The sequence below is a fragment of the Kytococcus aerolatus genome (assembly GCF_900187395.1).
GTDB classification, from domain to species: Bacteria; Actinomycetota; Actinomycetes; order Actinomycetales; family Dermatophilaceae; genus Kytococcus; species Kytococcus aerolatus.
Genome location: NZ_FYEZ01000001.1, coordinates 1,123,134 through 1,136,157, shown reverse-complemented (window position 1 = coordinate 1,136,157; position 13,024 = coordinate 1,123,134). Strand labels below are relative to the sequence as shown.

Genomic DNA, 13,024 nt, shown 5'->3' with positions numbered 1-13,024 from the left:
GCGATCACGAGTTCGAGCCGCCGCCGGACGAGGGCCCCGGCCTGGACCGGATGCCCCCGCAGGACCTCGACGCCGAACGCTCGGTCCTGGGCGGCATGCTCCTGAGCAAGGACGCCATCGCCGACGTGCTGGAGACGGTGCGCGGGCAGGACTTCTACCGCCCCTCCCACGAGCTCATCTACGACGCGATCCTCGACATCTTCGGGCGCGGCGAGCCGGCCGATGCCATCACCGTGGCCGACGAGCTCACGAAGCGGGGCAACCTCCAGCGGGCCGGGGGGCAGGCCTACCTGCACGAGCTCATGCAGGCGGTGCCGACGGCCGCGAACGCCGGGTACTACGCCGAGATCGTCGCCGAGCGGGCCATCCTGCGGCGCCTCGTGGAGGCCGGGACCCGGATCGTGCAGATGGGCTACGGCCAGGGCGGGGGCGAGGTCGAGGAGGTCGTGAACGCCGCCCAGGCCGAGGTCTACGCGGTGGCGGACAAGCGGAGCTCCGAGGACTACCAGGTCATCGGCGACATCTTCGACGCCACGGTCGACGAGATCGAGCACGCCTCCGGGACCCAGGGGGAGATGCTCGGGGTGCCGACCGGGTTCGCCGACCTGGACGCCCTGACCAACGGGCTGCACGGTGGGCAGATGGTCGTCCTGGCAGCCCGGCCGGCGATGGGAAAGTCCACCCTCGGCCTGGACATCTGCCGGGCGGCGAGCATCGAGCACGGGCTGACCAGCGCGATCTTCTCGCTGGAGATGAGCAAGTCCGAGATCGTCATGCGCATGCTCTCGGCGGAGGCGTCGATCCCGCTGCAGAAGCTGCGCAAGGGTGACCTGGACGAGAATGACTGGGCGAAGATCGCCGACATCCAGGGGCGGCTCAGCTCGGCTCCGCTGTTCATCGACGACTCGCCGAACCTGTCGCTCATGGAGATCCGGGCCAAGGCGCGGCGGCTCAAGCAGCAGCACAACCTCAAGCTCGTGGTCATCGACTACCTGCAGCTCATGACCAGCGGCAAGAAGGTCGAGAGCCGCCAGCAGGAGGTGTCGGAGTTCTCCCGTGCGCTCAAGCTGCTGGCCAAGGAGATCGAGGTGCCGGTCATCGCGCTCTCGCAGCTGAACCGTGGGCCGGAGCAACGGACCGACAAGAAGCCGCAGATGAGCGATCTGCGTGAGTCGGGGTCGATCGAGCAGGACGCCGACATGGTGATCCTGCTGCACCGGGAGGACGCCTACGAGAAGGAGTCCCCCCGTGCGGGAGAGGCGGACTTCATCGTGGCCAAGCACCGCAACGGTCCGACGGCGACGATCACCGTGGCCTTCCAGGGTCACCTCAGCCGGTTCAAGGACATGGCGCAGGGATTCTGACGGTGGAGGATGTCTTCTGGGCCGGGTCTTGGGGTGCCGTGGTCGCGGTCCTCCTCAGGGCATTCTATTCCCACATCTCCGTGAGCTGGCCGGAAAGGTACATGGACCCGGAGGATGTTGTCGCCCGGTACGTGAGTTCAGAGTGGTGGCGATATGCTCTCTTCAGGTCTGTTCCTGTGGTTCTTGCGGCCATTTTGGTGGTGCATGGGGCTGGGCAGATCGGCGTCAGGTCGGACGTGTCCGCTGGTTCCTTCGCGGTTGCGCATGTCCTGATCGGGCCTCTCGTCGCCGCTCTGCGGGTGCCCCAGGGCGTGTGGGGTCGCAGGCGGATCCTCGAGATCCATCTCATGAGCACCGTGATCGTTGCGCTCTCGACAGTGGCTGTGTGGGTGACACGGGGGAGGGCGGCGTGGCTGGCTCCACGGTTAGAAGATATCTCGACCAATATCTGGTCGACATTGATTGCGATCGCCTTGGCAAAGTTCTTCTACGACCGTTTGGGGGAGCGTCCGGTTGACTCCAGCCCGGCCGATGTGGCTTTCTCTCGGGTCAGGCCGGAAAAGCTGGATGTGCTCAGGGGTGTGGAGTGTGGTCATGGCGACGCGATGGTTACGATTGCCATGGCGGAGGCTGTCAATAGGCCCTTGTGGTTTCGTCGGATTGAACAGATTCTTCCGGGGGGTCCGAACCCGGGGGCTGATGCAGGTCCGCTCGTCCAGACCCCTGACTGACGAGGAGTCGGTGCGGAGGTATACCGATGACCATCGGGCGTGGTGCCAGTCGGCTGGCGGGGATATCTCGTTCGAGGAGTGTGTGGGGCGGCACAATGCTGATCCGAAGTTCCTTGAAATGTGCCGGGTGATGCGTTCACGAGCCCAAGCCGCGCCCTTCTGAGGGCGCGTTCACCCATTCCTCGGCGAGCAGCCCGTACCAGCACCCGTCGATCCACCCGAGCTCGGCGTGCCACGAGTCCTGCCGCCCATACTGCTCGCGGCGCAGGCCGGCCTTCTCCAGCACGCGGACCGAGGCGAGGTTGTCGGCGTAGCATCCGGCGATGACGCGCCGCACGCCGAGGTGCACAAAGGCTGCCTCCACGATGCCTCGGGCGATGGATGTCGCGATGCCCCGCCCCTCGAAGCCTGGACGCACCATGTATCCGACCAGAGCTTCTGTCCTGCGCGGGGCGCCGGGCTGGCCGGACCCGTCGATGATCTCGAGGAAGCCCACCCCTGCGTGTTCGCCATCCACCTCAGCCACGCAGGAGAAATCCGTCTCCGACGCGGTGATCCCCTCCCAGCGGGTCCGGAGCTCGGATGGCTCCTCGTGAGTCGCGACCATCCAGCGGTTCACCTCTGGCAGGTTGCGGTACTCCAGAAGGGAGTCGATGTCGCCGGGCCTGGGGTCGCGGAGCAGGACATCAGACACGGTCATTGGCCAGGGGGAGGGGCCACAGGGGTGCGGGGAGGGGGGGGCAGGACGCCGTCATGCTCGGCAGAATGGCACCCGGTGATCCTTCGGGTCAAGGGATTTTGTGCTGCCGTGAGAGCGTCGGTTACCGGACCGGTCAGTGCCGGACCGCGCCTCACCGTCCCGTGTGCCTCACCGGGCCCGGATCCGCTCGACCAGCGCCGCCTCCTCCGGCCCCAGCACCGCGGCCGGGTGGGGGCCGGCGGCGACGAGCCGGTCGCGGGCGTCGGCCAGCGGGGCGCCCACGGCCAGCACCGCGTTGCCGAGGGCGCGACGCTCCAGCATCCCGGAGTCGGCGAGCAGCCACACGCCGTCGTGACCCAGGGCGTCGGCGGCCTCACCGAGCGACTCGACCTGGGTGGCCAACCAGGCCAGCCCGTCGTCGTCCCCCACGTTGACCAGCAGCACGCCGTCCTCGGTGAGCAGATCGAGCAGCTCGAGGTGGAAGTCCGGCCCGGCGAGGTGCTCGGTCTCGGGGAGGTCGCTCGGCACGTCGAGGACCACGGCGTCCCAGGTCCCGTCGGGGAGCTCGGCCACGGCGGCCCGGGCGTCGGCGACCACGGAGGTGAGGTCGGTCCCGGGCGGCATCGGGAGGGTGTCGAGGACGAACCCGACGAGTGCGGGCTCGAGGTCCACCACCGTCTGCGTGGAGTCCGGGCGGGTGGCCTGCACGTAGCGCGGCAGGGTGAGCGCCCCGGCGCCCAGGTGCAGGACCCGCAGCGGGATGCCGGCCGGAGCCGTCGCATCGAGGACGTGGGCGATCCGGGCGAGGTACTCGTAGCGGACCGTCGTGGGGGAGGCGGGGTCGACGTGGGACTGCACGGCCGGGCCGATGAAGAGCTCCCAGCCCGTGCCGTGCTCCGCCGGGGCCAGTCGGGCCTGCTGGCCGGAGACGGAGAGCTGCAGGGTGCGCTGGGGCTGGGGCTGGGGCTGGGGCTGGGGCTGAGTCGCGGGCACGCTCAGGCCCCGCTGCGGGCGAGCTGCCAGGTGACGCCGAAGCGGTCGCCCACCCAGCCGAAGCGGCCGAAGCCGTAGTCGTCGATCGGCATGAACACCCGGCCGCCCTCCCCGAGACCGGTGAAGAGGCGGTCCTGCTCGGCGTCGGAGGTGCACTCCACCCAGATCGACAGGGCGGGGGTCATGTCCCACGCGTGGTCGATGAAGGTGTCGCTGCAGCGGACGGTCAGGCCGGCGATGCGGAGCTCGCCCACCATGACCGTGCCCGCGCCGGGTGTGCCCTCCGGGTACTCCTGGACGCTGACGACCTCGCCGTCGAAGAGGCCCGCGTAGAGCTCCATCGCCTCCCGGGCGGACTGTCCCTTCGAGGGCTGGAAGGTCAGGAACGGGGTGGCGGCGGGGGTAGGGCGTGCCGGGTCGGGGGCGGTGGGGTCGGGAGTGTCGCTCATGGCCCCAGTCTCCCGCGTCCGGGCCGGGCTGGCTCCGGGAGCTGCGACCCCTCACGCGTCGCGGTAGTCCAGTGGCTCGCTGCGGTACCGGCGACCGGTGGCGCTCGTCCACGTCAGCTCGCCGTTGGCGTCACCCTCCACCCTCCACTGCCGCTTGGTCTTGCGGGCGTGGCCCCGTCGGGAGAGGGCCTGCAGGTTCTCGGGCGTGGTGGCGCCACCGGCCTCGAAGGGCTCGACGTGGTCGATCTCGCAGTCCTCGGCCGCGGTCGCCCCGAAGGAACCGGACCCCGGGTCGCGCGCCACCCCGTCCCGTGCCCGGACGAACCGGGCCACGCTGGCCGTGGGGCGGTAGGTGAACGGCGACACGTTCAGGGCATGGCCGGTCAGCGGGTCGGCCACCAGCCGACGCCACACCGAGCCCTCCCGCACCGCCACCCGGCGGACGTGGTCGGGGTCGAGGTAGCCGAAGCCGGGCATCCACCCGAGGGCAACCCCTCGCGTCCCGCCTCGGGGTCCTGCTGTCGGGGGTGACTCATCGGGTGGTCGTGAGGGTGCGGGGCCGGGCGGTCGTTCCCGAGCCCCGTCCAGGAGGAGGTCGAGGCCGACCACCACCGTGCACCGGGCCGGCGGCAGCACCGGGTCGCCCACCGTGGGGAAGGGAAGGTAGTCGTTCGAGACCGTGCCGCAGCTCGTGCAGACCGGCGGGGCGGTGGGTGCTGGCGTCGCGCTGGGCACCGGCAGGGCTGGCGTGTCCGATGAGTCGGGGCTGGCGCTGCTGTCTGTCGTCTTTGCGGGGCGTGGTGTCCCTGCCGTGTCCAGCGGCAGCGGGGTCGCCGGGCCCGGCAGCTGCCCCACGAGGAGCAGGTCCAGGTGGAGGTCGCTGCGGAGCTGGCTCAGGGTGCGCTGGTCCCCGGCAGCCTTGGCGCGTCGTGCCGCCGCGTCCAGCCGGGCGTGGGCGGCGGCGACCCGCGTGGCCTCGCCCGTGACCGTCAGGGCCCCGGTGCCGTCCTGCCCCGGTGAGGACCACGACCCCCGCTGTCGCAGGGCCTCCTCGATGCCCCGGCGGCGTGCCTCCCGGTCCTCCGCCTCCACCTGCCGCACCCGCTTGGTGAGCAGCCGGCGGAACTCGCTGGCCGTCCGCGGTGCACCGTCCTTGCGTGGGGAGAACACGGAGTCCCCCACGGCCAGCGCGTCGTCCTCGCGGAGGTGCTCGGTGGCCTCGTGCCAGTCGATCACCCGCCGCAGCTCCACCTGCTCGTCAGTCACCGCCTCGCGGCCGCGGGCCCGCCGTGCAGGCGGCGCCCCAGCCAGGCGCACGAGCCCGCCGGTGTACAGCCGGGACATGCCCGAGGCGGTGACGAGCTCGTCCACCGTGGCGGCGTCCACGTCCGCCGACCGGCACTGGGAGGTGGCGCCCCACAGGGAGGTCTCACCGTTCCCGAAGAGCTGGTCGTCGAGCTCCGAGCGCAGGGCCATGACCGCGTCGAGCAGACGGGCCTCGGCTGCCCGGGCCTCGGCCAGGGCGCTCAGGCAGCGGTCCAGCAGCAGGGCAGAGCGTCCGTGGGGCGTGCCCGGGTCAGGTGTGAGACCGGCCGACAGGCCACTGGCAGAGGCGCTTCCGCCCCAGCCGTGCCCGACGTTCTCCCTGCGCATGTCCCGTCACCCCCTCGCTTGTGGTACAAGCGTACCACATTCCAGAACATGTGTACTATGTGAACCGGGTTGTGGATGACGGGGCTGCAGGCACGCGAGGGGACGGGGACGCGGGGGGGGGGCCAGTGCGGGACGGTGGGCGCGCCAAAGGGGCGCGGGGCGGCCCGCATCGCCCCCACCCCGCCCGGCTCACGGGATCCGGTGCGTCCACTCCTCGGTGCTGAACTTCGTCTCCACCAGCTCCCGGGCGGCATCGAGCTCCGCCTGCGAGTAGTCACGCCGCGTCGTGGCGTACCGACCCTCGAAGTGGCGCAGGAAGCCGTCGATGATCTCCTCGCGCGGCAGGCCGCTCTGCGAGCGCATCGGGTCCACGCGCTTCCTCGCCGAGCGGGTGCCCTTGTCCGACATCTTCTCCTTGCCGATGCGGAGGACCTCCATCATCTTGTCGGCGTCGATGTCGTAGGCCATCGTCACGTGGTGCAGCACCACCCCACCGGCCAGGCGGCGCTGTGCGGCCCCGGCGATCTTCCCGTGCTCGGAGGCGATGTCGTTGAGCGGCACGTACCGCGCGTTGATGCCGATCTCCGCTAGGGCGCCCATTACCCAGTCGTCGAGGAACTCGTACGAACGCTGGAAGCTGAGCCCCTCCACGAGCGACTCCGGCACCACCAGGGAGTAGGTGATGCAGTTGCCCGGCTCCATGAACATCGCGCCGCCACCGGTGATCCGACGGACGACGTTGATGCCCTGCGCCGCCCGGCCCTCGTCGTCGATCTCGTTGCGGTACGACTGGAAGGAGCCGATGACCACCAGCGGCTGATCCCAGTCCCAGAAGCGCAGGTGGGGGCGGATCTCCCCCCGGGCCACCGAGCGGGCCAGCACCTCGTCGAGGGCCACGTGCATCCGCGGGTCCATGCTCACCGGGCCGATGACGTCGAACTCGTGGTCCTCCCAGCTGGTCGCCTTCCCCAGGGCGCGGCGCACCGCGATGCCGACGGCCTCCGGGGTGAAGCCGATGAGGGAGACCTCGTCGCTGAGCCGCCCGCGGATCGCGGCGGCGATGTCGTCGACGGACGCCTCGACGGGGAGCCCCTGCAGGGCGCCGTTGAGGTCCTCCAGGGCCTCGTCCGGCTCCAGGAAGAAGTCACCGGAGACGAACGCGGAGCTGATCCGCCCGTCGGTGGTCTCGATCTCGGCGGCGACCAACTTGCCGCCCGGCACCTTGTACTCGGCTCGCATGGCTCCACGGTAGTCGTCGGGCTGCGACGACAGGATCGGCCGGGCAGCGGCCGGTCAGCCCCGGGCGGCCTTCGCCCCGGCCCTCGCCTGGGCGGACGTGTACCCGTCCTCCCGCAGCATCTCGACCAGCTCCTTCTCCGGGACCTTCTTCTCCTGCAGGTGCTTCGTGGCCGACTTCTCGGCCTGCTCCCGATAGTCCACGTCCAGGCCCTGCACCGCCCGGGTGGCCTCGGCCTTCGGGAAACCGTCGAAGACGAGCTGGTCGACCAGACCCTTCCGGGAGAAGCTCGAGTACTTCAGGTAGCTCTTCGCCACCCGGCGGGCCTGGGCGGCTTCGTTGATCTTCAGGGCCTTCACGCCGGCGGTGGCCTGCTCCTGCGTGTACCCGTCGAAACGCAGCTGCTCGAGGAGGCCCTTCCGGGAGAAGCCGGACAGGTCCAGGTGCATCCGGGCCGAGCGTTTCGCCTGGGCGGACCAGTCTGCGTCGAGCGCACCGACGGCGGCGGTGGCCTCGTCCTTCGTGTGCCCGTCGGCCACCAGCTGGTCGACGAGGCCGGAGCGGGAGAACCCCGCGGCGTCGAGGTGGTCGCGAGCGGCCTTCTGCGCCTCCGTGGCCCCCTCGCCGGCCTCCGCGGGGGATGCGGCGGAGGCGTCGTGGGTCGCGTCGTCGGCGGAGTCGCCGGTGCAGCCCGCCGTCGTCAGGGAGAGGCCGGCGGCCAGGGCCAGCAGGCGGAGGGTCGAGTTCTTCATGGGTGTCACCCCTGTGCTCGGGCCGCGAACCGGTGCGCGCGGTCTCGGAGGGCGCCGTGCGGCGACGGTGCCGTGCTCTCGAGCGTAGGCGCTGGGCCGAATCCGCGTCGGGGTGCTCTGGTCGAGCACTGTGTGCCGGGGTGCGCGAGGGGCCCGCCACGACAGCGTGGCGGGCCCCTCGGCGAGGCGGGTGGCGTCAGGCCTTCTGGCGACGACCCACCGTGGTCAGCGCGGCACCGGCCGCGAACAGGGTGCCACCGGTCAGGAGCGCGGTGGAGGTGCTGTCCTCGCCCGCCCAGCCGGTCTCGATGGGCACCGGCTGCGGGGCCGGCTCGGGCTCCGGGGCGGGGGCAGGCTGCGGTGCGGGCTCGGGGGCCGGTGCAGGCTCCGGCTGGGGCTTCGGCGCGGGCTCAGCGATCGGAGCCGGCTTGGGGGCGGGCGCCGCTGCCTTGTCGTCACCGTTGTCCTCGCAGGCCCAGCCGTCCCGGTCGCGGTCCAGGGTCGGGTGGTATGCCGGCACTCCCTGGGGGATGTTGGAGTAGCCCGACTCACGAGCCACGGTGCAGTTCGGGAAACCAGACTGTCCGTCCAGCGAGATCACGCCGTACGGGGTCTTGAACCCGGCGTGGTTGTTGTCGTCGCAGGCGAAGCCGTCGTTGTCGGCGTCCCGGTAGTTCCCGTAGTACGGGTTGTCCTCCGGGATGTTCGCCCAGCCGTTCAGCTTGGCGTCGGTGCAGTTCTCGAAGTTCGGCACCGGCTTGGTGTCCGCGTGGGCGGCGGGGGCGCCGAAGCCGATGGCGGCCACCAGGGCCGCGCCGGCCAGCGCGGGGGTGAAACGAGACTGCATGGGTCTGTCCTTCCCAGAGGGGGTGTGTGCTGCTGAGCCTCGCAGGGTTTCCCCGGGCTCTCTACTCGTGAGTCAGAGTCCTGCTGCCCGAGGGCTTCCCGGCGTCGGGCGGGGATCAGCCGCGCAGGGCCTCCTCGACCGCCGGGGCGAGCTCCGCCGGCTCGGTGCGCGGGGAGAAGCGCTGCAGCACCTGGCCGTCCCGCCCCACGAGGAACTTGGCAAAGTTCCACTCGATGTCGCCACCCTCCTCGCCCGGCGCCTCGGCGCGGAGCCACTGGTAGAGCGGGTGGGCGGCCGCACCGTTGACGTCGACCTTGGCCATCATCGGGAAGCTCACGCCGTAGTTGACCTGGCAGAACTCCTCGATCTCCTCGGCCCCGCCCGGCTCCTGCGCCCCGAACTGGTTGCACGGGAACCCGAGGATCACGAGGCCCTGGTCGGCGTACTGCTGGTGCAGCGCCTCGAGGCCCTCGTACTGCGGCGTCAGGCCGCACTGGCTGGCGGTGTTCACCACCAGCACGACCTTGCCGGCGTAGTCAGAGAGGTCCTGCTCGCGACCGTCGAGGGTGGTGACGGTGAAGTCGTGGAGAGTCGTCATGCCGCTAGTGTGCCCCGGTGCGGGGCGTCCCGCGCCCGCCCGCACCGCCAGTCCGCTGCCAGCCCGAGCGTCGGCGCCGTCCGGCAGACTTCCGGCATGAGCACCCCCGAGGGCATCACCTTGCACGACGAGCCACCCGGCATCGACGAGTACCGCGCCATGCGCCGCGACGCCGGCCTGTCCACCAAGACCCCCGAGCAGGCGGCTCCTGCCCTGCGGAACTCCTGGGCGTGGGTCACGGCCCGGGACGAGTCGGCTCGGCTGGTGGGCATGGGGCGCCTGCTCGGTGACGGCGGCTGGTACTTCCAGGTGGCGGACATGGCCACCGCGCCCGACTGCCAGGGGCGCGGCATCGGCCGGGCCGTCCTGACCCGTCTGCTCGACCGGGTCGAGGCCGAGGCCCCGGCCAACCCCTACGTGACGCTCATGGGGGACGCGCCCGGCCGGAAGCTCTACGAGAGCATGGGTTTCGTCGACGCCATGCCCGAGTCGATGGGGATGGTGCTGCGCCGCCCGTGATGCGGGATGCCTCGGAGTAGGTGACCCTTCGTGGTGGCGGGTCCCGGGCGGCCTCAGACTCAGCGGGTGATGCGACACGCACGACTCGTGGGAGGCCTCCTCGCGGCCGCACTGACGGCTCCCACCGTGCTCACCTCCGCCCCGGCCGCCGAAGCACTCCCCGCCGTGATGATCCACCAGGTGGTCTACGACTCCTACGGTGCGACCCGCGACGACTACAGCAACTCCAGCCTGAACGCCGAGTACGTCGTGCTGCGCAACACCACGAGCACCTCGCGCACCGTGACTGGGTGGACCGTCACCGACGCGACGGGCTTCCGCTACACCCTGCCGACCACCACGATCCCCGCCAAGGGCACCGTGAAGATCATGACCGGCAAGGGGAGGAACACCACCGGCGTCAGGGCGACCACCGCGCGCCACTGGGGCAGGGGGTCCTACGTCTGGAACAACACCGGCGACACGGTCACCGTGCGCAACCGGTCGGGTGCTCGGATGGACACCTGCAGGTACACCGACAAGAGCACCCGGGACAGCGTCAAGTCGGTCTACTGCTGAGAGGCAGCGCCTCCTCCGAGCGGGGGACGGGCAGGATGGGTCCATGACCCGCCGCCCGTCCCCCGTTCTCGTCACCGGTGCGGCCGGCAGCATCGGCCGCACCGTCGTCGCCGGCCTGCTCGAGCTCGGCCACGAGGTCGTCGCCCTCGATCTCGTCGAGGCGCCGGCCGGCAGCTCGATCCCGTGGCGCATCGCGGACTGTGCCGACCCGCAGGCCGTCGAGCAGGTGATCGCGGAGACCCGCCCCGGTGCGGTGGTCCACCTGGCCTCCATCCCGCGGGAGGCCGACCTCCCGACCATCCTCGACTCGCACGTCCGCACGACGGCCGCGCTGCTCGACGCGATGGTGGCGCACGGGGTCGGCCGGATCGTCCTCGCCTCCTCCAACCACGCGGTCGGCCGCACCCCTCGCAGCGAGATCCTCACCACCGTCGTCCGGCCGCGGCCGGACACCTTCTACGGTGTGGGCAAGGTCGCGGCCGAGGCGTTGCTGAGCCTCTACGCCGACCGCCACGGGATCGACGCGGTCGCCTGCCGCATCGGCAGCTTCCTCGAGGAGCCGACGAGCGTCCGTGCGCTCTCCACCTGGCTCTCTCCGGACGATGCGGTCCGGATGGTCCACGCGGCGCTCACCACGCCCTCGCCCGGGTACGCCGTCCTCTACGGGATCAGCGCGAACACCCGCGCCTGGTGGGACCTGGAGCCGGGGCGCGCGCTCGGCTACCACCCGGAGGACGACGCCGAGGTGTACGCCGACCGCATCGGGGCCCGGGCGCAGGACGACGCGGAGGGCCGGTGGGTGGGCGGCCCCTTCGCCCTGCCGGAGCAGGTCCGGCCGGCCTTCGACCGGTAGGCGCTCCCGGCGTACGTGAGCCAACATGGAGGCATGACCGAACAGCAGAACGCCCAGCAGTCCGAGCTCACCATCGAGGACGTCCCGGCCGCCCGACGCTTCGAAGCCCGCAAGGGTGACGACGTCGTCGGCCGCATCGACTACGAGCTCGACGGCCCCCGCATCGAGTTCCCCCACACCTGGACCGACCCGAAGCACCGGGGCGAGGGGATCGCCGCCCAGCTCGTGGAGGCGGCGCTCGCCGGGGCCCGTGAGGCCGGGCTGAAGGTCGTCCCGACCTGCCCGTACGTGCGTGACTACATCGCGGAGCACGGGGAGCACCAGGACCTGCTCGCCGAGGGCTGAGCCCCCCGGCGCCCACCCGCCGGGGGGCGCCAGGGGCGGTGAGGCGCGCGGGCCTCAGGCGCGCGGCTCCCGCCAGTGGAGCCGGGCGTGCTCCGGCCCGATCTCGGCGATGCTGCGCACCCCGAGCAGGCGCATGCCCACCTCGATCTCCGCCCGCAGGATCTCGAGCACCCGCTCCACACCCTGCTGCCCCCCGGCCATCAGGCCGTACAGATAGGCCCGACCGATCATCGTGAAGTCGGCCCCCAGCGCGAGGGCGGCCAGCACGTCGCCGCCGCTGGTGATGCCCGAGTCGAGGATGATCGGGACCTCCGGGCCCACGGCGCGGCGGACCTCGGGCAGCTCCAGCAGCGGGACCGGGGCACGGTCGAGCTGCCGCCCACCGTGGTTCGAGAGGTACAGGGCGTCCACCCCCGTGTCCACGGCACGGCGGGCGTCCTGCGGGGTCTGGATGCCCTTGATCACCAGGGAGCCGTCCCAGGCCTCCCGGATCCAGGCGATGTCGGCCCAGGAGAGCGCAGGGTCGAAGACCTTCATGATCTGGCCCATCGAGTCGCCCGAAGAGCTCGAGAGCGTCGCGAAGGTCAGGGGCTCGGTGGTGAGGAAGTCGATCCACCAGCGAGGCCGGTACGAGGCGTCCAGGAGCGTCCGCGGCGTGAGCTGCGGGGGGATCGTCATGCCGTTGCGGTGGTCGCGATGGCGCTGGCCCCCGGTGGCCGTGTCGGCGGTGACCAGGAGAGTGTCGTAACCCGCTGCCTGCGCCCGGTCGACGAGCTCGCGCGCCCGCTCCCGGTGGTCGTGCCAGGTGTAGAGCTGGAACCAGCGGCGGGTGTCCGGCACCTGCTCGGCGAGCTCCTCGATGGAGGTGGTCCCCATCGTGGAGAGGGCGTAGGGGATCCCGGCCCTCCCGGCGGCGCGGGCGCCGGCCAGCTCCCCGGCGGAGTGCATCATCCGCGTGAAGCCGGTGGGGGCGATGCCGAGCGGCAGCTCGCTGCGCTGGCCGAGGATCTCGGTGGAGGTGTCCACGGTGGCGACGTCGCGGAGCACCGTGGGGCGCAGCTCGGCGTCCAGGAAGGCCCGCCGGTTGCGGCGGGCGGTCTCCTCGGAGTTCGCGGCCCCGTCGGTGTAGTCGAAGGGTGCCGTGGGGGTGACGCGGCGGGCGATGCGACGGATGTCGCCCACGTCCGCCGCTCGTTCGAGCCGGGCCCGGGTGCGGTCCAGCCGGGGCGGGCGGAAGCGCAGGAGCGGGCGCAGTTCGCGGGGGTTGGGGAGCTGTCGGCGAATGGTTCCTCCACGGGTCGGGAGATCCACGCTAGCCCGGGTGGGGTGCGTGTCGGGGCGCGGCCCCGCGGGGTGTGCTTGACAGCCCGCGAGCCCCTGTGGTTCATTACTCAAGCAATGAACCACAGGGGGTGATCGGGAGGA

General features: G+C 71.4%; 15 protein-coding genes. 6 read left to right on the top strand and 9 right to left on the bottom strand.

The genetic code is table 11. From position 1 onward, the window contains the following. Positions 1–50: 50 nt before the first annotated feature. Positions 51–1,364, top strand: coding sequence for a replicative DNA helicase (dnaB, locus tag CFT82_RS05335; RefSeq protein ID WP_234994331.1), 1,314 nt, complete (start codon positions 51–53; stop codon positions 1,362–1,364). 2 nt (positions 1,365–1,366) lie between these two features. Then, on the top strand, positions 1,367–2,095 hold the full coding sequence (locus CFT82_RS05330; RefSeq protein ID WP_088817970.1) for a hypothetical protein: 729 nt from the start codon (positions 1,367–1,369) through the stop codon (positions 2,093–2,095). 136 nt (positions 2,096–2,231) lie between these two features. On the opposite strand, the gene CFT82_RS05325 is transcribed toward CFT82_RS05330, so the two are convergent. The 8 genes from CFT82_RS05325 to CFT82_RS05290 form a co-directional block, all read right to left on the bottom strand. Then, entirely contained in the window at positions 2,232–2,795 is a 564-nt protein-coding gene (locus tag CFT82_RS05325) for a GNAT family N-acetyltransferase (protein WP_088817969.1), read from the bottom strand. A 168-nt stretch (positions 2,796–2,963) separates the two neighbouring features. Further along, positions 2,964–3,788, bottom strand: a complete 825-nt coding sequence (locus CFT82_RS05320; RefSeq protein WP_088817968.1) for a spermidine synthase — start codon at positions 3,786–3,788, stop codon at positions 2,964–2,966. 2 nt (positions 3,789–3,790) lie between these two features. Beyond that, complete coding sequence (locus CFT82_RS05315) at positions 3,791–4,237, bottom strand: VOC family protein (protein ID WP_088817967.1); 447 nt, start codon at positions 4,235–4,237, stop codon at positions 3,791–3,793. Between the two features lie 51 nt (positions 4,238–4,288). Further along, entirely contained in the window at positions 4,289–5,890 is a 1,602-nt protein-coding gene (locus CFT82_RS11875; protein ID WP_234994281.1) for an HNH endonuclease signature motif containing protein, read from the bottom strand. Positions 5,891–6,079: 189 nt separating this feature from the next. Beyond that, positions 6,080–7,129 carry a lipoate--protein ligase family protein gene (locus CFT82_RS05305; protein WP_088817966.1) on the bottom strand — a complete coding sequence of 350 codons (1,050 nt, stop codon included), beginning with the start codon at positions 7,127–7,129 and terminating at the stop codon, positions 6,080–6,082. A 54-nt stretch (positions 7,130–7,183) separates the two neighbouring features. Continuing rightward, positions 7,184–7,879: an Ltp family lipoprotein gene (locus CFT82_RS12195; RefSeq protein ID WP_088817965.1), complete on the bottom strand. Its 696-nt coding sequence runs from the start codon at positions 7,877–7,879 to the stop codon at positions 7,184–7,186. Between the two features lie 196 nt (positions 7,880–8,075). Next, on the bottom strand, positions 8,076–8,726 hold the full coding sequence (locus CFT82_RS05295) for an excalibur calcium-binding domain-containing protein (protein ID WP_088817964.1): 651 nt from the start codon (positions 8,724–8,726) through the stop codon (positions 8,076–8,078). A 115-nt stretch (positions 8,727–8,841) separates the two neighbouring features. Continuing rightward, positions 8,842–9,324, bottom strand: a complete 483-nt coding sequence (locus tag CFT82_RS05290) for a glutathione peroxidase (protein WP_088817963.1) — start codon at positions 9,322–9,324, stop codon at positions 8,842–8,844. 96 nt (positions 9,325–9,420) lie between these two features. On the opposite strand from CFT82_RS05290, the gene CFT82_RS05285 reads away from it, so the two are divergent. From CFT82_RS05285 to CFT82_RS05270, 4 genes are all read left to right on the top strand, one after another. After that, positions 9,421–9,843, top strand: a complete 423-nt coding sequence (locus CFT82_RS05285; protein WP_088817962.1) for a GNAT family N-acetyltransferase — start codon at positions 9,421–9,423, stop codon at positions 9,841–9,843. 69 nt (positions 9,844–9,912) lie between these two features. After that, positions 9,913–10,401 carry a lamin tail domain-containing protein gene (locus CFT82_RS05280; protein WP_088817961.1) on the top strand — a complete coding sequence of 163 codons (489 nt, stop codon included), beginning with the start codon at positions 9,913–9,915 and terminating at the stop codon, positions 10,399–10,401. A gap of 43 nt (positions 10,402–10,444) precedes the next feature. Further along, positions 10,445–11,254 (top strand): NAD-dependent epimerase/dehydratase family protein, encoded by an 810-nt coding sequence (locus tag CFT82_RS12260; protein ID WP_088817960.1) that lies wholly within the window; start codon positions 10,445–10,447, stop codon positions 11,252–11,254. A 33-nt stretch (positions 11,255–11,287) separates the two neighbouring features. Then, positions 11,288–11,599, top strand: coding sequence for a GNAT family N-acetyltransferase (locus CFT82_RS05270; protein WP_088817959.1), 312 nt, complete (start codon positions 11,288–11,290; stop codon positions 11,597–11,599). A gap of 54 nt (positions 11,600–11,653) precedes the next feature. Here the strand turns inward: CFT82_RS05270 and CFT82_RS05265 are convergent, their stop codons facing one another. Further along, positions 11,654–12,910: an alpha-hydroxy acid oxidase gene (locus tag CFT82_RS05265; protein ID WP_327078679.1), complete on the bottom strand. Its 1,257-nt coding sequence runs from the start codon at positions 12,908–12,910 to the stop codon at positions 11,654–11,656. Positions 12,911–13,024: the final 114 nt, after the last annotated feature.

What these genes read in the sequence shown, in the direction of transcription:
- CFT82_RS05325 (WP_088817969.1), bottom strand. Translation starts at nt 2,795, where the DNA reads ATGACCGTGTCTGATGTCCTGCTCCGCGACCCCAGGCCCGGCGACATC.
- CFT82_RS05290 (WP_088817963.1), bottom strand. Translation starts at nt 9,324, where the DNA reads ATGACGACTCTCCACGACTTCACCGTCACCACCCTCGACGGTCGCGAG.
- CFT82_RS11875 (WP_234994281.1), bottom strand. Translation starts at nt 5,890, where the DNA reads ATGCGCAGGGAGAACGTCGGGCACGGCTGGGGCGGAAGCGCCTCTGCC.
- CFT82_RS05280 (WP_088817961.1), top strand. Translation starts at nt 9,913, where the DNA reads ATGCGACACGCACGACTCGTGGGAGGCCTCCTCGCGGCCGCACTGACG.
- CFT82_RS05270 (WP_088817959.1), top strand. Translation starts at nt 11,288, where the DNA reads ATGACCGAACAGCAGAACGCCCAGCAGTCCGAGCTCACCATCGAGGAC.
- CFT82_RS12195 (WP_088817965.1), bottom strand. Translation starts at nt 7,879, where the DNA reads ATGAAGAACTCGACCCTCCGCCTGCTGGCCCTGGCCGCCGGCCTCTCC.
- dnaB (WP_234994331.1), top strand. Translation starts at nt 51, where the DNA reads ATGCCCCCGCAGGACCTCGACGCCGAACGCTCGGTCCTGGGCGGCATG.
- CFT82_RS12260 (WP_088817960.1), top strand. Translation starts at nt 10,445, where the DNA reads ATGACCCGCCGCCCGTCCCCCGTTCTCGTCACCGGTGCGGCCGGCAGC.
- CFT82_RS05295 (WP_088817964.1), bottom strand. Translation starts at nt 8,726, where the DNA reads ATGCAGTCTCGTTTCACCCCCGCGCTGGCCGGCGCGGCCCTGGTGGCC.
- CFT82_RS05285 (WP_088817962.1), top strand. Translation starts at nt 9,421, where the DNA reads ATGAGCACCCCCGAGGGCATCACCTTGCACGACGAGCCACCCGGCATC.
- CFT82_RS05315 (WP_088817967.1), bottom strand. Translation starts at nt 4,237, where the DNA reads ATGAGCGACACTCCCGACCCCACCGCCCCCGACCCGGCACGCCCTACC.
- CFT82_RS05305 (WP_088817966.1), bottom strand. Translation starts at nt 7,129, where the DNA reads ATGCGAGCCGAGTACAAGGTGCCGGGCGGCAAGTTGGTCGCCGCCGAG.